This is a genomic window from Streptomyces luteolifulvus (genome assembly GCF_008806595.1).
GTDB classification, from domain to species: domain Bacteria; phylum Actinomycetota; class Actinomycetes; order Streptomycetales; family Streptomycetaceae; genus Streptomyces; species Streptomyces luteolifulvus.
Genome location: NZ_VZRB01000025.1, coordinates 92053 through 114901, shown reverse-complemented (window position 1 = coordinate 114901; position 22849 = coordinate 92053). Strand labels below are relative to the sequence as shown.

Below are 22849 nucleotides of genomic sequence, written 5' to 3'. Positions count from 1 at the left end.
CCACGAGGCCGAATCCGCCGTACTCAGCCCGAGCCCGAGTTTCCCGAGGACACCTGCCCCGATGCCTGCGAACGAGTCCCCGAAGCAGTCTTCCGAACCGTCCGTCACCACACCGGAGAGCGTGCGGGCCTGGCTGACGTCGGCCGTCGCGGAGGCGACCGGGCTGGACCCGCTGACCGTCGACCCGGAACGGCCGATCGCCGAATTCGGTCTGGGGTCACGGCAGTTGGTGACGCTGGCCGCGCTGCTGGCCGAGCGCGTCGGCCGGCCCCTGAACCCGGCACTCGTCTTCAACCACCCCACCATCGCCGAGCTCGCCGAGGCGGTGCTCGACGACGGACCGGGCGGACGCGGCACCACGGCGCCGCAACCGTCGGCCACGCCGCCGCCACGGACCGACGACGACATCGCCATCGTCTCCATGGCCTGCCGCTTCCCCGGCGGCGCGGACGATCCCGACGCGCTGTGGCGGATGCTGGCCGACGGCGCGGAGGCCGTCACCGAGGTGCCCGCAGGCCGCTGGAACACCCACGGACTCCACGACCCCGACCCGGAGGCCACCGGCAAGGCCTACTCCCTGCGCGGCGGCTACCTCGACGGCATCGACCGCTTCGACGCCTCCTTCTTCGGCATCTCCCCGCGCGAGGCCGCCGCCATGGACCCGCAGCAGCGGCTGCTGCTGCAGACCGCCTGGGAGACGATCGAACGTGCCGGAATCGTCCCGGAAACGTTGAACGGCAGCTCCACCGGCGTGTACCTCGGCCTGTACGACAGCGGATACCTGGCCTCGGCCTCACTGGGGCAGCTCGACGGGCACGTCGGTACGGGCTCCGCGGCCAGTGTGGCCTCCGGGCGCATCGCCTACACGCTCGGCCTCCAGGGCCCCGCGGTGACCGTCGACACCGCCTGCTCCTCCTCCCTCGTCGCCCTGCACCTGGCGGCGCGGGCGCTGGCGGCCGGCGAGTGCGACCTCGCGCTGGCCGGCGGCGCGTCACTGCTGGTCACCCCGCGCGGGCATGTCGAGTTCAGCAGGCTGCGCGGGCTGTCCCCGTCCGGGCGGTGCAGCCCGTTCTCCGCCGACGCGGACGGTGTGGTGTGGGCCGAGGGCTGCGGTCTGGTGCTGCTCAAGCGGCTCGCCGACGCCCGCCGCGACGGCGACCGGGTCCTCGCGGTCGTCAAGGGGTCGGCGATCAACCAGGACGGCCGCAGCCAGGGTCTGAGCGCGCCCAACGGCCGGGCGCAGGAACGGGTGCTGCAGGCGGCCCTGGACGCCGCGGGGCTCGGGCCCGAGGACCTGGACTACGTCGAGACCCATGGCACAGGGACCCCGCTCGGCGACCCCATCGAGGGCCGGGCGCTGGCCGCCGTGTTCGGACCCGGCCGGCCGGACGGACGTCCGCTCGGCATCGGCTCGCTGAAGTCCAACCTCGGTCACACACAGGCCGCCGCGGGCATCGGCGGCGTCATCAAGACCGTGCTCGCTCTGCGGCACGAACGGCTCCCGGCGTCCCTGCACGCCGAGCACCCCACCGAGCACATCGACTGGACGCACAGCGGTCTGCGCCTGCTCACCGACGCCGAGGCCTGGCCGCGCGGCGGCGAGCGGACACGGCGGGCCGGCGTGAGCGCGTTCGGCATCAGCGGCACGAACGCGCACGTCGTCCTGGAGGAGGCGCCGCGTGACCTGACGGAGCCGGCCGTTCAGGACCTTCCCGTGCCGAGCCTCTTCCCGCTTTCCGCCCGTACCCTGCCGGCCCTCCAGGGACAGGCCGAGCGTCTTCGCCGGGCCTTCGAGGCGCGACCTGAGGTGCCGCCGGCCGCTGTGGCCGCGACGCTGGCCCACCACCGCACCCACTTCGAGCACCGGGCCGTCGTCCAGGCGGCCGACCGCGAGGAACTCCTCGCCGCGCTGCGCGGACTTGCCGAGGACCGGCCCGATCCCGACCTGACCGTCGGCCCTCAACAGGCGCTGCCCGCAGGCAAGGTGGCGTTCGTCTTCCCCGGTCAGGGCTCCCAGTGGACCGGTATGGCCCGCGATCTGCTCGACGGCGACCCCGTGTTCGCCGACGAACTCGACCGCTGCGACGCCGCGCTGCGCCCCTTCACGACCTGGTCGGCAACCGCGGTCCTGCGCGGCGACGCGGGCGCCCCGTCGCTGGACCGGGTCGACGTGGTCCAGCCCGTGCTGTTCGCCGTGATGGTGTCCCTGGCCGCCGTGTGGCGGGCCCGTGGCATACGGCCCGACGCCGTCGTCGGGCACAGCCAGGGCGAGGTCGCCGCGGCCTGCGTCGCCGGGGCACTCAGCCTCAACGACGCGGCGGCGGTCGTCGCGCTGCGCAGCCAGGCCCTGACCGGGCTGTCCGGCACCGGCACCATGGCCGTGATCGGCCTGCCGCACCCCGAGGTCGAGGCGCATCTGGCCGACCACGGCGGCCGGGTCGGTGTCGCCGCGGTCAACAGCGGCCGCTCCACCGTCGTGGCCGGTGAGGTGACGGCCGTGGACGCCCTGCTCGCCGACCTGGAGGCACGGCAGGTGTTCGTCCGCCGCCTCGACGTCGACTACGCCTCCCACAGCGCCCAGGTCGAGCCGGTCCGCGCGAGGATCCTCGACGAACTCGACGGCGTCAGCACCTTTCCGCCGTCTGTCGCCTGGTACTCCACGGTCACCGGCGAGCCCGTCACCGGGGAACTGGAAGCCGGCTACTGGTACAGCAACCTGCGCGAGCCCGTCCGTTTCGCCCCGGCCGTCGAGCGCATGGCCGCCGACGGCTACCGGTACTTCGTCGAACTCAGCCCCCACCCCTCCCTGCTCACGGCCCTGCGCACCGTCTCCGACGACAGCGGTCGCGACCTGGTCGCGGTCGGATCACTGCGCCGGGACGAGGACGGTCCCGCCTGCCTGGACCGGGCCGCCGCCGAACTCCACGTCCACGGACGGTCCCTCGACTGGCGCCGCCTGGTCGCCGACACCGGGATCGCGGACCTGCCGACGTACGCCTGGGACCAGCAGCGCCACTGGATCGAACCGGAGTCCGCCGCCGGCGCACCCGGCCTCTTCGACCGGGCCGCACACCCGCTGCTCGGCGTCCAGCTCCGCTCGGCGGACGAGACCCGCTGGACCTTCCGCAACGAGTGGTCCCCGGCCACCGCCGACTGGCTGTCCGACCACACGGTCTTCGGCCGGACGGTGGTGTCGGGCACCACGGTGATGGAGCTGTGCCGTGCCGCGCTCACCGTGGCCCGCCCGGCCGCCCCGGGCGACGTCACCGATCTGCTGCTGCTCGCGCCCCTGACCCTCCCTTCCTCCGGCACGGTCGAGGTGTCCGTCGAGGTGTCCGCCGCCGGTCCGGTGCCGGAGATCACCGTGCACAGCCGCCCGCGCGGCCGGGACGGCGCGGGCTGGACCCTGCACGCCACCGCGTCGGCGGCCGCCTCCGCTCCCGGCACGGGCGGTCGGCCGCCCGTATGGCCCCCTACGGCCGAGCAGGCGTGGAGCGAGGAGACGTACGAGCGGCTGACCGGCCTCGGACTCGATTACGGGCCGGCCTTCCGGGGCGTACGGCAGGCTGCCCTGACCGGCGACCGGGAACTGCTGGCCCGGCTGACGCTGCCGCGGTCCGCCCGCGACACGACCGACCCCTACCCGGTCCACCCCGCCCTGCTGGACGCCGCCCTGCACGTGGCCGCCGCGTTCGACGCCGCCGACCGCCGGGTGCTGCTGCCGGTCGCGGTCGGCCGCTGCGTCCTGCCGCCGGGCGGCGCCACCGATCTGATCGCCTCCGTACGGCAAACCGGCGGCTCCGGCACCGACCTGACGCTCGACGTGTTGTTGTGGGACACCGACGGCCTTCCGGCCGGCCGCCTGGAGGGCGTACGCCTGCGGGCCGTGGACCCGGCCGACCTGAGCGGCGGCTCGGAGAACGCCCGGCACCTGTACGAGGTGGCGTGGACCGCCGTGACCGCCGAACCGTCCGAGGGGCCGGGCACCAAGTGGACGGTGGTGGGCGACCCGCCCGCCCGGGACGTCGCCGAGGCGGCGGGGGCCCGGCTGGTCGAGTCGGGCGCCGACATCGTCGTACGGTTCTGGCCGCATCCCACGACGGACGCCGAACCGGCCGCAGCCGCACAGGAGTTGGCCGCCACCGCGCTGGCCGAGCTGAAGACGCTGATCGCGCTCCCGCCGGACGAGGCGCCCCCGCGGATCGTCTGGGTGACCCGCGGCGCGATCGCCGCCACCGGCACGGACACCGTCCCGGGCCTCGCCCAGTCGGCGCTGTGGGGCCTGGTCCGCAGCACCCGCAGCGAGCACCCGGACCTCGGGCTCGGCCTCCTCGACCTCGCCCCGGACCTCGACTCCCCGGATGCCGCGGCCGCGCTGACGGCGGCCCTCGTCCACACAAGCGAACCCGAACTCGCCGTGCGATCAGGTGAGTTGCTGGCCCCCCGGCTGGTGCGCGCCCGCACTCCGGACACGCTGCGGATTCCGGCAGGCGACCGTTACGAGCTGACCGGCCCGCCGGAGAACCCGGCACTGCGCCCCACGACGCCCCACCCCCTGGCAGCCGGCCAGGTGAGGATCGAGGTGCACGCCGTCGCCCTGCCCTCACCCGCGCCGGGTGACGAGCAGCCGCGTACGGTATGCGCCGGTGTGCTCAGCGAGGCCGGTCCCGGCGTCGACGGCCTCACGCCCGGCCTGCGGGTCGTCGCCCTCGCCGACACCGCGCCCGGCTCCGAGGCGATCGCCGACGCACACCGGGTGAGCGTGCTCGGGGACGAGACGCCGTTCACCGCCGCGGCGGGCGCCGCGTCCTTCGAAGGCCCGCAGACGTCCGAGATCCGCCCGCGGATCTTCCCGGTCGCCGCCGCACGCGAGGCGATGCGCTGCCGCAGCGCCTCGTCGGACCCGGTCGTCCTCGACCTGGTCGGCCGCCCCTCCCTGGCTCCCACCGACGGCACGGTGCTGATCACCGGCGGACTAGGCGCCGTCGGCCGCCACATCGCCCGGCTGCTGGCCGAACACGGCGTCCCTCGCCTTCTGCTGACATCCCGTCAGGGCGCGGCCGACCCGCGTGCCGCCGAAACCGTCACCGAACTCACGGCCCTCGGCACCCGGGCCGAAGTGGCCGCCTGCGACGTCGCCGACGAGGCGGCTCTCGCCGCCGTACTCACCGGTGTCGGGGACGAGTTGCCGCTGCGCGGAGTCGTGCACTGCGCCGGAATCCTCGCCGACCAGATGGTCGCCGAACTGACCCCCGACCGTCTGGCCCGGGTGCTGCGCCCCAAGGTGGACGGCGCCGCACATCTGCACCGGCTCACCGCCGGCCTGCCGCTCGACCTCTTCCTCCTGGTCTCCTCGGCCGCGGGAGTCGTCGGCAACGCGGGCCAGGCCAACTACGCGGCCGCCAACGTCTACCTCGACCAACTCGCCCACCACCGGCGGGCCCTGGGCCTGTCCGGCATCTCCGTCTCCTTCGGCGCATGGGCCGGCGAGGGGCTGGCCGCCGAGCACGCCGACCTGGACCGGATGGCCCGCCTCGGCCACCGCGCCCTCACCCCGGACCAGGGCCGCGACCTCGTCGAACTCGCCCTGCGGCGCGGCACCCCGCACCAGGTCGCCTGGGCCCTGGACCTGCCCCGTCTGCGCGAGACCGCGGCGGCCGGCGACAGCGCCACGACGGCACTGTGGCGCTCCCTGCTCCCCGCGGCCCCCACCGGCCCGGAGGCGGGCCGCGGTCTGGCGGACCGGCTCGCCCGGCTCGACGAGCCCGAACGTGCCACCCGCGTCCTCGCACTGGTCCGTGAGGAGGCCTCCCGGTCCCTCGGCCTCCGCTCGGCGGAGTCCGTCCCCGCCGACCGTCCGCTGCGCGACCTCGGCATGGACTCGGTGACAGCGGTCGACCTGCGCAACCGCATCAGCACCCGTATCGGCGCCAAGCTCCCCGCCACCCTGCTCTTCGACCACCCCACACCGGCCCGGCTCACCGACCACCTGCTGGCCACTGCGCTCGCGAAGGACGGGCGGCACACCGCCCCTGAGCGCGCCCGCACCACCGCGCCGGCCTCCGACGAGCCGGTGGCCCTGGTGGCCATGGCCTGCCGCCTGCCCGGCGGCGTCGGCGACCCCGAGTCCCTGTGGAACCTGGTCGCCGAGGGCCGCGACGCGGTGGGTCCCTTCCCGGCGGAGCGCTGGGACGTGGAGTCGCTCTACGACCCCGACCCGGACGCCCTCGGCAAGTCCTACGCCCGCGAAGGCGGCTTCCTCGACGACATCGAGTCCTTCGACGCGGGCTTCTTCGGGATCACCCCGAAGGAGGCGGCGGCCATGGACCCCCAGCAGCGGCTGCTCCTGGAGACGGCGTGGGAGTCGCTGGAGCGCGCCGGAATCGTGCCCGCCGACCTCGCGGGCAGCACGACCGGTGTGTACGTCGGCATGTTCGGCAGCGACTACCTGTCCGGCACCCGGCTCGACCAGCTCGACGGGTACGTCGGCACCGGTTCCGCACTGAGCGTGGCCTCCGGCCGGCTCGCCTACACGCTGGGTCTCAACGGACCGGCGCTCACCGTGGACACGGCCTGCTCGTCGTCCCTCGTGGCCGTGCACCTCGCGGCACAGGCGCTGCGCGCGGGCGAGTGCGACCTCGCCCTTGCCGGCGGTGTGACGCTGATGGTGACACCGCAGACCTTCGTCGAGTTCAGCCGGCTGCGGGGCCTGTCCCCGAGCGGCCGCTGCCGCTCGTTCTCCGACGCCGCCGACGGAGCCATCTGGGCCGAGGGCGCCGGCATGGTCGTACTGAAGCGGCTCGGTGACGCCCGGCGCGACGGGGACGAGGTGCTCGCCGTGCTGCGCGGCACCGCCGTCAACCAGGACGGCCGCAGTCAGGGCCTGTCCGCGCCGAACGGCCCCGCCCAGGAGCAGGTGATCCGGCGCGCCCTGGAGCTGTCCGGGCTGGAGCCCGCCGACATCGACCACGTGGAGGCGCACGGGACGGGCACGACGCTGGGCGACCCGATCGAGGCCAACGCCCTGGCCGAGGTGTTCGGCGCCTCCCGCCCCCAGGGCCGTCCGCTGCACCTGGGCTCGCTCAAGTCCAACGTCGGGCACACACAGGCCGCTTCGGGTGTGACCGGACTGATCAAGGTGGTGCAGTCGCTGCGTCACGAGGAGCTTCCCCGGACCCTGCACGCCGACACCCCGAGCAGTCATGTCGACTGGGCGGACAGCGGGCTGAACCTGCTGCGTGAGCCGGCCCCCTGGCCCAAGGACGGGCGCGTACGCCGTGCCGGAGTGAGCGCCTTCGGCATCAGCGGCACCAACGCCCATGTGATCGTGGAGGAGGCCCCCCGGACCGGGACCGCGTCCGCGGCACAGGACGAACCCGTCCCCGGGAAGCTGCTGTTCACCGTTTCCGGGCGCAGCGAGGAAGCCCTGCGCGGGCAGGCAGAGCGGCTGGCCGGGCATCTCTCCGAGGACACCGTGCTGACGGACCTCGCCCACAGCCTGGCCCGGCACCGCAGCCATTTCGAGTGGCGTGCCGGCGTGGTGGCCGACGGCAAGGACGAACTGCTGGCCGGGCTGGGCGCGTTGGCGAGCGGACGCACGCCCGCAGCCACGCCCCGCGAGGAGAACGCGGGCAAGGTGGCCTTCGTCTTCGCCGGACACGGCGGCCAATGGCCGGGCATGGGCGTCGAGTTGATGGCCGAGTCGGAGGCGTTCCGTGAGGAGCTGACCCGGATCGACGAGGCGGTGCTCCGGCACGCCGGCTGGTCCGTGCTCACCGCGCTGCGGGCGCCGGAGGAGATCGCCCCGCTCGGGCGGACCGAGTTCCTGCAACCGGTGCTCTTCGCGGTCAACGCGGCGCTCGCCGCCGCCTGGCGCTCGCTCGGCGTCGCCCCGGACGCCGTGATCGGACACAGCCTGGGCGAGATCGCCGCCGCGTACAGCGCGGGCGCCCTCACCCTGGACGAGGCCGTGACCGTGGTGACCGGGCGAGCCCTGGCCGTCGTACCGCTGGAGGGCAAGGGCGGCATGCTGTCCGTCGAGCTGCCGCGCGACGAGGCCGAGGACCTGCTCGCGCCGTACGCGGGCCGCCTGTTCGTCGCGGCGGTCAACAGCGCTCACTCCACGGCCGTCTCCGGTGACGCGGACGCGCTGGCCGAACTGCTTGCTCAGCTGGATCACCGCGAGATCCCCGCCCGCAGGCTGTCGACCCCGTTCGCCTCGCACACGCCTCTCATGGCTCCCGTCCGCGAGGACCTGGCCGAGCGTCTGTCCGGCCTTCGGGGCACGCGGACACCGACCCCGCTGTACTCGACGGTGCTGGCCGAGCCCGTGCCCGGGGACCGGCTGGACGCCGACTACTGGTACGCGAACCTGGGCGAGCCGGTCCGATTCGCCGACACCGTCCGGCGGATGCTCGACGACGGCTACCGCTATTTCGTGGAGATGAGCCCTCATCCCTCGCTCGGGGCGTCGATCGAGGCGGTCGCCGCGGAGGCCGGCGTCGACGCGGTGAGCGTGGCGTCGCTGCGCCGGCAGCAGGACGGCCGGGAGGTCCTGCTGCGCCGGCTGGGGGAGTTGTACACCGCCGGCCATACCCCGGACTGGACGGTCCTGTTCCCGCAGGGGCGGCGCACCGGCCTGCCCACATACGCCTTCGCCCGCGAACGCCACTGGCTGGCTCCCGCGCCCGCGACGGACGGCGGAAAGCCGCTCCTCGGCACACATGTCGAGGCCAGCGACGAGCCGGACCGGCACATCTTCCAGACCACCGTCGACCTGCGCGACAGCCGTTTCGGCTATCTCACCGACCACCGGGTCACCGGCGAGGTCTGGCTGCCCGGTGCCGCCTTCCTCGACATGGCGCTGGAGGCCGCGTCCGCGGTGCACGGCGGTGGCGAGGTGCGGCTGTCCGACGTCAGGTTCCTCCAGCCGCTGCGCCTGGACGCCGACACGCCGGTACGGCTGCAACTGGTCCTGCAGCCTGCCGAGGACGGACACCGGGACTTCATCATCGCCTCGGCGCCCGCCGGTGAACGGCGCGCTCCGTGGGAGCGCCACGTCACGGGTCGCGTCGCCACCACCGCGGCCGAGCCCGCGGTGCCCGATGCGGGCGAGAGCCTTGCGGCACTGCGCGAACTGTGTGTGCAGGAAGCCGACATGGCCGCCGTCTACGCAGGGCTCGCCGCCCTCGGTATCGACTACGGCCCCGCCTTCCGCGGTCTCCAGGAGAGTCACCGCACGCACACAGCGGCCCTCGGCCGGCTGACCGCCCGGCCCGCGGCCGGACATCTGCTGCACCCCGCGCTCCTCGACGCCGCCTTCCACACCGCCGCCCTGCCGGCCGACGCCCCCGAGGGCCGGGCGTTCGTGCCCGCCGGTGTCGGACGGCTGCGGTTCACCGCGTCGGGCTCCACGCCCGTGTGGGCGACCTGCCGACTGCGGTCGGTGGACGGCGACACCGCCACGCTGGACCTGCGGCTCTGGGACGAGAACGAGCAACTGGTGCTGGAAGCCCGGGAGTTCCGGCTCGCCGCGCTGTCCCCGCTCGACGGCGCGCTGTTCGAGACACGCTGGCAGCCACGCCCGATGGCCAAGGAGGCGCCCGGACAGGGCAGTTGGCTGATCCTCGCCGACCGGACCGGTGTGGCCGACGCCCTCGCAGAGCGGCTCGGCTTCGCGTCGGTGCCGCATGTCATCGCCCGCAGGGGCGAGACGTTCGCCGCCGAGGGCCGGGAACGAGCCGAGGGCCCGGAACGATACGTACTCGATCCTGCCGATCCGCGACAGCTGACCCGGCTGCTCGACGAGGCGTTCCCCGACTCGTTGCCCGAACGGGTCGTCCAGCTGTCGGCCCTCGACGCTCCGCCCATCGCGGACGCGGCCTCGTCCGAGGAGGCGGCCCGGCTGTGCTGCCTGAGCACCCTCCACCTGGTGCGCGCCCTCGCCGACCGCCGACAGGGCCGCTCGCCCCGTCTGTTCGTGGTGGCCAGGGGAAGCCAGGCCGCCGCGGACAGCACCCAGGTGGCCCATCCCGAGCAGGCGCTGGCCTGGGGCTTCGGACTCGCGGTGGCACAGGAGTACCCGGAACTGTCCACCACACTGATCGACCTGCCGCCCCTGGACGGCGTCGACGGTCTGTGGACGCAGCTGCACCACGCCGACGACGAACGCCTCGTCGCGGTGCGCGGGTCGGGCCGCCTCGTGCCGCGTCTGACCCGCACCCGCCCAGACGACGGCGGCCACGGCGACATCACGCCGGACGGCGTTCACCTGATCACCGGCGGCCTCGGCGGCCTCGGGCGGGTCGTCGCCGAACGGCTGGTGCGCCGAGGGTCCCGCCGGCTGGCCCTGATGAGCCGCGGCACGCCCACGCCCGAGGCCGCGCAGTGGATCGCGGCCCTGGAGGAGCGCGACGTCAGCGTGCGTCTGGTCCGCGCCGACGTCGCCGACCGCGCGGGGCTCACGACCGCCCTGGACTCCCTGCGACGCGAAGCGGGCCCCATCACCACCGTCGTCCACGCCGCCGGTGTCCTCGACGACGCCACCGTGGCGAACCTGACCGACGAGCGTGTCCTGCGCGTCCTCGCCCCCAAGGTGCTGGGCACCGCGCTGCTCACCGAACTCGTCCCCGAGGCACGTGACTTGGTCCTGTTCGCCTCGGTGGCCGGCCTGCTCGGCTCGGCCGGACAGAGCCCGTACTCGGCGGCGAACGCCTTCCTGGACGCCTGGGCCCACCACCTGTCCCGCACCGAACGCCGGGCGCTGAGCCTGGACTGGGGTGCCTGGGCGGGCGTCGGCATGGTCGCCGCCTCCGGAACCCGGGCCGCCGGGACCGCCCGGTCGGGCCTGGTCGCCTTCACCCCGCAGGAGGGCGGCGAACTGTTCGACCGGGTCCTCGCCACCTCCCGCCGCCAGCTCGCACCCGTCGCCCTGGACTGGTCGCTGCTGGCGCTCGACCCGGACGCGGCCCGCACCCGCCCGATGCTTGCCGACCTGGTCAGCGTCCCGGCGGCCGGCAGCGGCTCGGACGAACTGGTCAGGAGTGTGTTCGCGGCGACGACGGACGGAGACCGTGCCGAACGGCTCGAAGCGTATGTACGGGCCAGGGTCGGCGACGTGTCCGGCGGAGCGGTGGAGGTGTCCGCGAGCACGGCCCTGAAGGAACTGGGCCTCGACTCCCTCATGCTCGTGCGGCTGCGCAACGCCTTCTCCCGCGAGCTGGGTGTCGAACTGCCCGCCTCCGCGGTGTTCTCGGCCGCCGACATCCGCGGTCTGGCGAGGACCCTGGACCAGGCGCTGCCCGACCGTGCCGCGGCCTCGGAGGCCGCAGCGGAGCAGGGGCCGGCCGAGGTGCCCGACATCGCCGTGCGCCCCGCCACCCGCGATGTCGTACGGCTGTTGCGCAGCGCCCGCCCGGACATGCCGGACGCGGCACACGCCGTCGGGCTGGCCGTGCGGCTCAACTCGCCGACCACCCGCGAGGATCTGACCGCCATCCTCACCCGGCTTGCCGGACGCCATGCGGCCCTGCGTACCGCGATCGTCACCGGCATGGGCGATGGCACCGGCGATGGAACGGGCTCGCAGGGCGGCCGGCAGCTGCGGGTGCAGCGGGAGGTCCCTGAGCCGTTGCTGCGCTGGACGTCCGTGTCCGACGAGAACGGACCCGACGCTGACGACGGGCTGCGCCGCCTGCTGGAGCCGCCCTTCGACCTGACCCGGGCGCCGCTGTGGCGCTTCGAACTGCTGGACGGCGGTCCGCGCGGCCAGATCCTGGCGTTCGGCGCCCACCACGCGGTGAGCGATCTGCAGTCCCTGCTGCTCGTGGCGGGCGAGATCGACGCCGAGCTGTCCGGCACCCCGCTCGGCGACACCCTCACCAACCGCGATCTCGACCTGCTGGTCCAGGCCCAGGAGACGGGCGAGCCCGGGACCGTGGCGGCCGAGTGGCGCGAGGCCTTCCACGGCAGCGCCCGGCTGGATCTGACGCTCGCCCGACCGCGCCCCGACACACGGTCCTACCGGGCCGGCAGCGTCACGGTGGCCATCCCCGACGGGCTGATGGAGCGTGTCTCGCAGGCCGCGAGCCGGCTCGCCGTCACGCCCGCCGCGTTCTGCCTGGGCGCCCTGACCGTGCTGCTGGCACGGCGGCGGGAGCGGGAACGCTTTGTGCTCGCCGTCCCCGTGGACACCCGCATCCACGCCGACGCCTTCGACGCGGTGGGCTTCTTCGGCGTACCGGTGCCGTTCCCGGCCGAGGCACGGGCCGACGAGCCGGTCGCCGAGGTGCTGCGCCGCACCGACGGGCGGCTGGAGAGGATCCTCGCGAAGGGGGCCATGTTCTCCGACGTCCTGGCGACCCTCGCCAGGCAGGGGCTGTACCGGCCGAACGCGCCGCTGGTGGAGGTCTACTTCAACTACGTCCGCTTCGCGTCCGGCCGCCTGGACAACCTGGAAGTCCTGCCCGCCGGGACGGGCTGGTCCGACCTCGACCTGATGATCACCATGACCCCGGACGCGGGCCGCATCCGCCTCGACCACAACCTCGACATCCTGGACGCACGGACGGCCACCGAGCTGGGGGAGGAACTGGTGCGGCTGCTCGAGGACACGGCTGAGGATCCGACGGGACCCGTTCGTACGGTTCGCGGGGAACCAGTGCGGGCGGAACAGGTCCGTACGGACTCGCTCGCCCTCGCCGCCACCTTCGCCCTCGGCAACCTCCCCCAGCTGTGCGCCACGGCGGTCGACCACGAGATGGCGGACGGCGACGCGATGACGGTCGCGGAAGCCCCGTACCACCAGGTGCTCGCCGCCCTGCAGGACCCGTCCGGCGTGTTCGCCGACTCCTCCACGGCGGCCGGCGTGGTGCTGCTTCGGGCCGCCGACCTGCAGCGCTTCGGGCCGGTCGACGACGCGCTGTTCGCCGAACTGCGTACCGCGTACCCGGCCGCGCTACGGGCCTTGGCCGACCGCACCCGCAAGCCGCTGATCGTCGGCTTCCTGCCCACCGCCCGGCCGGAGGAGCGCTTCACGCGCTGGGAGCAGGAGATCGCCGCCGAACTCGACGAACTGCCCGGCATCGCGGTGCTGCGCCCCGACGACTGGACACGCCACCACACCGTCGAGGAACGCTTCGACGAGCGCACGGAACGCCTGGCCCACCTCCCCTTCACCCCGCACTTCCAGGCGGCCGTGGCCCTGCAACTGGCCGAGACCGTACGGGCGGTTCGCCGCCCCGCACCGAAGGTGATCGCCCTGGACGGCGACGAGACGCTGTGGGGCGGAGTCGCCGGAGAGATCGGTCCGGAGGCGGTCGACCTGACGGGCCCGCGCGCCCTGCTGGCGCGCAGGCTGCTCCAGTGGCGTGCCGCGGGCGCACTGCTCGTGCTGGTCAGCAACAACGACGAGGGCACGGTCCGGGCCGTCCTGGACCGCCAGGACAGCTCGCTGAAGGCCGAGCACTTCAGCGTGCTCTCCGCCGCCTGGGGCCCCAAGCCGACCCGGCTGGCCGAGGCGGCGCGCACCCTCAACCTCGGGCTGGACAGCTTCCTCTTCCTCGACGACAACCCGGCCGAGATCGCCAAGATGCGGTCCGCGCTGCCCCAGGTGCTGTCGGTGACCTGCCCGCCCACGGCCGGACTGGAGCCGTTCCTGGGCCGGTTGTGGCCCCTCGTGCCGGCAGCGGCCACGGCTGAGGACGCGCTGCGGGCACGGTTCTACGAGCAGGAGCGGGAACGGGACATCGCCCGTGAGCAGGCCGGGTTCGAGGAGTTCCTGGCCCAGCTGGAACTGTGCGTCGACATGCGCGCCCTGTCGGAGGCCGACGTCCAGCGTGCCGAGCAACTCGTGCGCCGCACCAACCAGTTCACCCTGCGCGCCCGCTCCGCGGACGGCGGGGACCTCGTCCGCTGGCGCGCACACGGCGAGGTGTGGACGGCCGCGGCCCGGGACCGCTTCGGCGACTACGGCCAGATCGGCCTGCTCGCCGTCCGCGCCGACGGCGGCCAACTCGACGTACTGGCCTGGCTGATGAGCTGCCGGGCACTGGGCCGGGGCGTCGAGGAACGTCTGCTCCAGTGGCTGGCCGACCGGGCCGACCAACTGGGCTGCACCAAGGTTCTGTTGACCGCGGAGCGCACTCCGCGCAACGTACCGGCACGACGCCTGCTGGCCGCGCTCGGCGGCGGTGAACAGGACGACGAGCGGCTGGAAGTCGTGGTCACGCCCGAACACCTGCGGGCGTTCCGCTCCTGGCGGCAGCAGTGACGAAAGGACCGTGCACATCGTGAAGGGCTCTCATGCGTGAGGTGAACGAGGACGCGTCGGCATACGCCCGACAGCGGGCCACCGCCGAGGCGATCGAACGGGGCGGAGGCGGCCTCGGTGTGAACGACCTGCTGGCGAAGGTCGCGCCGACCGCTCCGCCCGACCAGCCGCCTGCGGCCCCCTCCGGGGCACGCCGGCCGGACACGGCCGCCGAGGCGGCGCGTACGGCGGGCTCGGGTCCGGTTGCCGGCCCGTCGTCCGCGACCGGTTCCGGCGCGGGTGCCGCCGTTCTGCGGCCCACGGGCTCGGGTGGCGGCACGCAGTGGCCGGCCGGTCCCGACGGTGGTTTCGCTGAGCCGCCGCTGACCGGTGCCGGCGCGGATGCCGCTGTTCAGCTGCCCACGGGCTCGGGTGGCGGCACGCAGTGGCCGGCCGGTCCCGACGGTGGTTTCGCTGAGCCGCCGTCGACCGGTTCCGAGGCGGATGCGACCGTTCAGCTGCCCACCGGCTCCGGTGGCGGCACGCAGTGGCCGGCCGACTCTGACGTGGGTTCCGCCGCGCCGCCCCCGTCCGGCTCCCGTACCGCGTCGAGCGACGCTCGGCCCACCCGCTCCGATACGGCTTCCGCCCCGCCCCCGCCGACCGACCCCGCCGCGTACACCGGCGGCGGCACCCTCCCAATCCAGGACACCGGCGGCGGCACCCTCCCCATCCAGGGCACCCCCGGCCCGCTTCCCACCCAGAACGCGGAAGACCTCGCCGCCGTCATCGCCGCCATGGCCGGCCGGCATCTCCCCGAAGGCCACCTGTCGCCGGACGCGGACTTCTTCGACGCCGGAGGCAGCTCCGTCAACGCCGTCGAACTCGTCGCGGAGTTGGAGGACGAGCTGGGCATGGAGCTGGACCTCGACGAGGTCTTCGCCGACGCCCGCCCCCGCAGCCTCGCCCGGCGCTGGCTGCAGACCACCGGTGCAACAGCGCTTCCTGCGCCGCCGCTCAGGACTCCGCTTCCGCCCCCAACGGCGCCCGCAATCGTCCTCCCGCGCCCCCACGCCGCCGCTCCCCACACCACCGCCCGCCGCGAGGACCTCGACCAGATCCTGGCCGACCTGGCTCTCGCCGACCGACTGCCGTTCACCGGCTCGCCCGAACCCCTGCCCCCGCGCCGGATCCTGCTGACCGGCGCGACCGGGTTCCTCGGCAGCCATATGCTCCTGGACCTGCTGCGGCACAGCGACGCGCAGGTGTACTGCCTGGTCCGCGCGTCCGACCAGGCCGCGGCCGTGACCCGCCTCGGCGAGGCGCTGCGCAGCTACGAGCTGCCCTGGTCGTCGGAGGTCCGCCGCCGTATCACCGTGCTGCCCGGCGACATCCGCCGCCCGCACCTCGGCCTGTCGGACGACCTGTGGCACAGGCTCGCCCATGAGCTGGACAGCGTCGTGGGCGTCGCGGCGGCCGTGGACTTCCTGCGCGGCTATCCCTCGCTGCGTTCCAGCAACGTCCTCGGCGCCCTGACCCTCGCCGAGCTGGCGGCGACCGGCCGCCCGAAGCCGCTGCACCACATCTCGTCGATCGCCGTCTTCAACGAGGTCGGCATCACCTCCATGGGCGAGGAGGACCCGCTCGCGCACGTCGACCGGCTCATCGCGGGCTACGACCAGACCAAGTGGGCCGCCGAGGTCGCGCTGCGGCGGGCCCGCGACCACGGCCTCGTGGTCACGGCCCTGCGCCCGGGCGGCATCGGAGGGCACACGAAGACCGGCGCCTACAACCCCCAGGACCTCAGCAGCGGCCTGATCTCGGCCTTCGGCCGCTTCCGCACCGTACCGGCCTTCCGCTACCTCAACGCCGCCCCCGTGGACTGGGTGAGCCGTACCGCGGTGGGCGTCATCTGCGAACCGGACGCCTGGGGCTTCGACTACAACCTGACCGGCGTGCCCAACACCCTCGACGACGTCGTCCGGGACATGGCGCTCGGTGGCATGCACGTGCGCGTACAGGACTGGGACGAGTGGCGCGCCGACGCCCTGGCCCGCCTGGAGGCCGACCCGGTGCCCGAACTGACCTTCCTGGCGAGGGTGTTGCAGAGCCCCACCGCCCTCAAGCTGTGCGAGGCGACCCTCAAGGGCCCGGCGGCCACCATGGACCGCACCGCCGCGCTGACCGAGGCGCTCGGGCTCGCACCCGCGGCCCGCTACGACGCGCGGGCCCAGCTCAGGACGTTCGAGAAACTAGCCCACGACGGACTGGCCCGGCTCCCGCACAAGGACGACCAGCCCTATCTGTGGTTCTCCGAGACCACCGAGGGCGGCGTACGCCCCATCGGCACCGCGGCCCCGGCGTCTCCCTGCGCGACGGACCTCACCCTCTCCATCGCGAGCATGCACCAGCTGGTGACGGAGCGCCGGGTGGACGCGCGCGGCGAACTGCGCTGCCCGGCCGTGCACCCCGACCCGCTGACCGTGGAACGCGGTGACGTGTGGATCCGCCCCGAGGAGGGCATCCCGCAGCAGCACGGCCTGCGCCACCAACTCCTGTGCTACCGCCTGCAGTTGCGCGATGCGGACGGTGGCCGGTGGTGGCTGGAGGGCCGGAAGTACGCCCGCGCCCGCCGCGACCTGTGGCGGCAGACCCGCGCCCTGAGCATCGAGATCGGCCGCGCGGGCGAGGTGGCGAGCCTGGCGGGCGAGGTGGTCGTCCCGGCGGACTCCTACGTCCGCGACCAGATCGACGGCATCAAGGTCGACCCGCGTCTGACCAGCCAGGAGAAGCGGGCGGCCAAGCTGACCTGGCTCGCCTGGTTCGGCCTGGAGATGGGCCGAGGCCTGCTCGGCCCCTTCGCCCGGGCCGCCGCCGACCTGCTCGACCTGCGCCGCCCCCAGACCTCCACGGAGCACAACCGATGATCTTCAAGGCGACGAACTCCAGGCCCCGGCCGGCCCTGCGCAGGGTACGGACCACCACGGCCCTGCGCCCGCTGCGCCACCGCCTCCACCCGGCGGCCGTCGAGGAGATCCCGTTCCGCGCGGGCGACGGCGTGCGCCTCGGCCTGACCCGCATCGACACGGGAGAGCAGGACCGGCCCGCGGTGCTGCTCCTGCACGGCCACACGGCGTCCGCCGACATGTTCCTGCTGCCCGAGACCCGCAACCTCGTCGACGCCCTGCTCGACGGCGGCTACGAGCCCTGGCTGCTGGACTGGCGCGGCAGCTGCCGGCTGCCGTACAACGAGACCGGCCAGAAGTACACGTACGACGACGTCGCCCTGCACGACATCCCCGAAGCCGTCTCCCACATCCGCGCCCGCATCGGCGACCGGCCCCTGTTCGTCGTCGCCCACTGCATCGGCTCCCTCACCCTGTCGCTGAGCATGACGGCCGGGCTGGTGCCGGGCCTGGCCGGGGTCGTGTCGCAGGGCGTGTTCCTGACCCCGAAACTCGCCGGCCGCACCTCGCTGCGCATGTCCCTGGCCGGAGAGCTGCTGAAATCCCGCATCGACCACATCCCGGTCGACTTCCGCAAGGTCGGCCTGTGGTCGAGGTACACCCCGCTGTTCGCCCTGGCCTCCCGCAGGGCGAGCTGCCCGGACCCGACGTGCCAGATCCTGCACAACTCGGCCTGGGGAACGGGCGCCTCGCTCTTCGTGCACGAGCACCTGAGCGAGACCACCCACGGCCGGCTGGCCGAGCTCCTCGGTCCGGCCCCGCTGTGGATCCTGCCGCACCTGCGCCGTATCGAGCTGGCCCGCAGCGTGGTGCGCTGGCACGACACCGATCTGCGCTACCGCACCCTGCCGCCCAACGCGCTGGACGCGGCGGCCCGTATCGACACGCCCGTCCTGCTGCTGTCGGGCAGCGAGAACGGCCTGTGGCTGGACTCCCAGAAGCTCTGCCATCAGGTCCTGGCCCGCCGGCAGCCGCAGCTGGACGTGACGTACGCCGAGATTCCCGGCTACGGGCACCTCGACACGTTCCTCGGCCGGGGCGCCGCGCTCGATGTGTTCGGACACATCCTCGATTTCCTCGACGAACGACGGTGACGGCAGCCGGGGTGGCCGGTTAACGTACTCGGCAGTAACCGGACCGCACGCAGGAGGTCACCCATGCCGGAGCAGCTCGAAGTCGACGGCGCAGCACTGACGTACGACGACGAGGGCCCGCGCGACGGCGCCGGCGTACCCCTGGTGTTCGTCCACGGCTGGACGGCGAACCGGCACCGCTGGGACCACCAGATGGCGCACTTCGCGAACACACGTCGGGTGATCCGGCTCGATCTGCGCGGCCACGGCGACAGCAGCGGGGCGGGAGTGCGGACGATTGCGGAGCTGGCGGAGGACGTCCTCGCCCTCCTCGACCACCTGAAGGTCGAACGGTTCGTCCTGGTCGGCCACTCGATGGGCGGGATGATCTCGCAGACCATCGCCCTGGCCCACCCCGAGCGGGTCGAGCGCATGGTGCTGGTGGACTCGATCAGCCGCATGGTCTACAACCGGGGGAGAGGCCTGGTGATGGCGGCGTCGACGCTCGTCCCGTTCAAGCTCTTCGTCGCCGCCAACATCCAGCGGGCCTTCGCCCCGGGCTACCCGCGCGAGGAGATCCGCAAGTACATCCGCGCCTCCGCGGACACACCGAAGGAGGTCGTGATGACGCTGTACGGCGCCATGCGGGCCTTCGATGTCCTGGACCGGGTCGGCGAGATCCGTGTGCCCACCCTCCTGGTGCACGGCTACCACGACATCCAGCTTCCGGTCCCGCAGATGCTGCGCATGGCGAAGGCGTACCCCGACGCGGTCGTCCGCATCATCGACGCGGGCCACGAACTCCCGGTGGAGAAGCCGGCGGAGCTGACCGAGGCGCTCGACCGGTTCGTGTGAACCGGAGGCCGGTTCCGGCCACCGGCTCCGGGTCGAGAAGGGAGTCCGGGCTGCCGGAGTTCACCGCTCCGGACTGCCCGTTTCGCACACCTGCCGGGCCACCTCGCGCAGTTTGGTGTTCGTCTCCTGGGAGTGTGTGCGCAGGACGTCGAAGGCCTGCTCCTCGGTGATGTGGTGGCGGCCCATGAGGATGCCCATCGCCTCGCCGATGATGTGGCGCGTGGCGATCGCTTCCTTCATCTGGGCGTCGGTCCGGGCGCTGGACAGGGCGACCGCGGCATGGGAGGCCAGCAGCCAGCCGGCGGTCTCACTGGCGTCGGTGAAGGCGCCGGGCGCTCGCGAGTACAGGTTCAGGGCGCCGAGCTCCTCCTCCTCGGTGTAGAGCAGGAACCCCATCATGCTGCCGACCCCGAGTGCCCGTGCCTGTGGAACGAAGGCCTTCCAGCGCTCGGGGCGCTCGTTGAAGTCGTGGATGCGGAAGACCCGCTCACTGCTCTCGGGTCGCGCCGCGTCGAAGCAGGGGCCCTCCCTCAGCTGCCCCTGAAGGCGGTCGCTCTCGGTCACCATATGTTCGCTGGGTGCGAGCGACTTCACCTTGCCGCCGCGCAGGACGAGGATTCCGGCCGCATCGCAGCCCTCCACCAGCTCCACCGCGGAGCTCGTGATGCGCTCCAGCGTGTCACCGACGGTCTCCTGCGCCAGAAGATCCCGCGCCATGGAAGCCATCTGCTGCGCGAACGTCCGCCAGTCCACCGGTCCTCCTCACGCTGGCCCACCCCCACCCTTGCACACACCGCGCAGGTCGGAGCGGGAGACACTGGTTCGGTTGCGGCAGGCGGGGCACGCGGGAAGGACACGCGTCCCGTCGTACGACATCGAACCGAGGAGTGGTGTGCCGATGACCGAGTACGAACGCTCACGCACGATGCCCGCACAGCCGGAGCACGTCTTCGACCAGGCCGCCAATACCGGCCAGCTGAGCGCCTGGCTGCCGGAGGCGCTGCATGTGCGTGTGGAGGACCCGCCGGCCGTCACCGTGCACGAGGACCGCACCGACCAGGACATCCCGGCGCTGCTGCGGGCGCGCCCCGAAGAGATGCGCCTCGAATGGGGCACCCGTGAAGAGGACAGCTACACGGGCTGGCTGCAGGTCGCGGGCCTGGGCAGCGGAGCCAGCGAGGTGACGGTGCATCTGTCCTTCGTCGACGACAGCCATGACCCGGGCCGGCCGGCGGTCGACTCCGCCCTCGACAGCGGCCTGCGGCGCCTGGAGGAACAGGTGCGGCTGCGGTTCGACTCCGCGGCAGGATGACCGGCGAGTGACCGGTATTGTCTGCTGAGCCAGCGGGTTCCTACCAGGTTCCTATGAATTTCCGAGTCGGTTGAACACTGCGTCCCACGGCTCCGTATAGGGCGGGGGTATTGCATGCCCTCGCCGACCGAGACGCGCAGGAGTACTTCCGTGGGACGCAATAAGCGCAGACGCCCAACAGGCGCACGACGAGCGACCTTTGCAGCAGTGGCACTGATGCTGGGGGGCGGTGGTCTGGTGGCGGTGAACGTGTACGCCTCGGCCACCGAGGACGGTTGGGGACAAGAAGCCTCTCCCGTCTCGGGCACCGCCACGATCGACTGCCCGGACGTCGGCGCCCAGTTGACCACCGTCCCGGACGAGGCGCGGGAGGAGGTCGACAACGAACTCGCTCTTCTGGACAAGCAGATAGCCGAGGCCTACCAGCGGTTGCAGGATCCGGCGGAGGCCGGCAACCGGGACAGCAGCGCCACCGACAGCGAGATCATGAACCCGCTGAAGGAGGACCGCGCCGAGACGATCGAGCGTATAGCCGCCGCCATCGACCAGGTCGGCGACCGTCCCGAGGGCCTTGACCAACTGGCTCCCTGCACACTGCGCGAGTCGGCCGAGCAGCCCGGTGACGGCAGCGGCGGCGACGACGGTGCGCAGCCCGGCCAGGAGCAGCAGGGGGGCGGCCAGGACGGTGGACAGCAGCAGGGCAACGGCGGTCAGGCGGGCAACGGCCCCGTGGCCGCGGACTTCGCGGACATCACCGCTGTCCAGCCCAATGTGCAGTCCCCGGATCCGCAGGACGGCGCATCGACGGGCACGTTCACCACGCGCTGCGGGGTGAACGCGAACGGCCTGTTCAACTCGGACAACGTCATCGTCGCCCCGGGTGTGTCCAACGGCGCCCACCACTTCCACGACTACATCGGAAACCAGTCCAACAACGCCTTCGCGAGCGACGACGACCTGGCGAACGCGGAGACGACCTGCGAGGACCAGGGCGACAAGTCCACCTACTACTGGCCCGTGCTGCGGCTGCAGAACGGCACCCAGGAGCAGGACGCCAACTCCCCGGGCGGCGGCATCGAGGGAAACGCGGGTGAGATCGTCACGGCCAAGGACGTCACCCTCACCTTCGTGGGCAACCCGCGCAGCGAGGTCACGGCCATGCCGCGGCTGCTGCGCATCATCACCGGCGACGCCAAGGCGTTCGTCAACGGCCCGGCCAACGCCAACGCCTCATGGAGCTGCACCGGGTTCGAGGACCGGCAGCTGAAGGACAAGTACCCGCTGTGCCCGCAGGGCAGCGACGTGGTCCGTACCTTCAAGTTCCAGAGCTGCTGGGACGGTCGCAACATCGACAGCGCCAACCACCGCACCCATGTGGCGTTCGCCCAGGCCGACGGCAGCTGCGGGCAGGGTTTCACGGCCATCCCGCAGCTGGTCCAGCGCATCGTCTACGACGTGGACGCGCCCAGCCTCCAGGACGGCGGCCGGACGACCCCGCTGTTCGCGGTGGACTCCTTCCCCGAGCAGCTGCACAAGCCCGTCACCGACCACGGCGACTTCATCAACGTCTTCGACGAGAACCTGATGCAGGAGATGGCCGACTGCATCAACGAGGGCCGCGAGTGCGGGGCCGGCCAGGCGGAGGAACCGGGCGGCTCGGACGAGCCGACCGAGAACCCGGGGGAGCAGCCCACCGAGAACCCGAACGACCAGCCGACGTCTGCCCCCGAGACCCCGGGTGACGGGCAGGACGACACGGCGGGCAACGGCGGCGGCAACGACCAGGCCACCCAGGACCCGGCCGATACGCCGGGCTCCGTCCAGCCGGACGACTCCGCGAACGGCTCCGGGAGCGATTCCGCGAACGACTCCGCGAACGGTTCCGGGAACGGCTCCGGTGGCGACGAACCCAGGGTCCTCGCGACGTCGTCGCCCACCCAGCGTGCCGACGAGCCCAAGGCGGAGAACACCTCGGAGGAGATCGGCGACAGCTACACCACCAGCACCGAGACCCCGTCGACCGGTGACGGCACGCAGAACGTGGCCGCTCCCCAGGGCGGGCTGGCCGAGACCGGCGCGAACCTGTGGCCGGCGGCGGCCGGAGCCGTGCTGCTGATCTGCGGATTCGTGCTGCTGCGACGGACCAGGCGCAGCGGGAGGTAAACACGTCCCGAACGACGACAGGCGGCAGGCCCTGCTACCGGGCCTGCCGCCTTCGTCGTGCGGATTCACGCGAACGGCTCGTGCATCAGGACGGGGCTGCCGCGGTGCGGTGTGCTGGATGCATCGCCGCCAAGGGAGTCTCCTCGTGTACGAGGTGTGCGTAGGTCCGCAGACAGGAAGCACCGAGCTGGTGTGGCACGTGGTGGCCCGTCAGGGAGCCGGCAGCCTCTGC

7 protein-coding genes are annotated in these 22849 nt (G+C 73.1%); 6 read left to right on the top strand and 1 reads right to left on the bottom strand.

What is annotated here, in order from left to right; genetic code table 11:
* Window positions 1–61 precede the first annotated feature (61 nt).
* The 4 genes from F7R91_RS29670 to F7R91_RS29655 all read left to right on the top strand — a co-directional run bounded on the left by F7R91_RS29670 (window position 62) and on the right by F7R91_RS29655 (window position 19142).
* Window positions 62–14269 (top strand): type I polyketide synthase, encoded by a 14208-nt coding sequence (locus F7R91_RS29670; protein WP_150953595.1) that lies wholly within the window; start codon window positions 62–64, stop codon window positions 14267–14269.
* A gap of 32 nt (window positions 14270–14301) precedes the next feature.
* A complete protein-coding gene (locus F7R91_RS29665) occupies window positions 14302–17175 on the top strand; it encodes a thioester reductase domain-containing protein (protein ID WP_225320856.1) in 2874 nt (957 codons plus the stop codon).
* Complete coding sequence (locus tag F7R91_RS29660) at window positions 17172–18308, top strand: alpha/beta hydrolase (RefSeq protein WP_150953592.1); 1137 nt, start codon at window positions 17172–17174, stop codon at window positions 18306–18308. The genes F7R91_RS29665 and F7R91_RS29660 overlap by 4 nt, the downstream gene beginning before the upstream one ends.
* A gap of 63 nt (window positions 18309–18371) precedes the next feature.
* Complete coding sequence (locus F7R91_RS29655; protein WP_150953589.1) at window positions 18372–19142, top strand: alpha/beta fold hydrolase; 771 nt, start codon at window positions 18372–18374, stop codon at window positions 19140–19142.
* A gap of 60 nt (window positions 19143–19202) precedes the next feature.
* On the opposite strand, the gene F7R91_RS29650 is transcribed toward F7R91_RS29655, so the two are convergent.
* On the bottom strand, window positions 19203–19895 hold the full coding sequence (locus F7R91_RS29650) for a GAF and ANTAR domain-containing protein (protein ID WP_225320855.1): 693 nt from the start codon (window positions 19893–19895) through the stop codon (window positions 19203–19205).
* A gap of 145 nt (window positions 19896–20040) precedes the next feature.
* Between F7R91_RS29650 and F7R91_RS29645 the strand changes: the two genes are divergently transcribed.
* The gene (locus F7R91_RS29645) at window positions 20041–20454 is read left to right on the top strand and encodes an SRPBCC family protein (protein WP_150953586.1); all 414 of its coding nucleotides are present in this window, start codon (window positions 20041–20043) and stop codon (window positions 20452–20454) included.
* 216 nt (window positions 20455–20670) lie between these two features.
* A complete protein-coding gene (locus tag F7R91_RS29640) occupies window positions 20671–22617 on the top strand; it encodes a DUF1996 domain-containing protein (protein ID WP_225320860.1) in 1947 nt (648 codons plus the stop codon).
* Window positions 22618–22849: the final 232 nt, after the last annotated feature.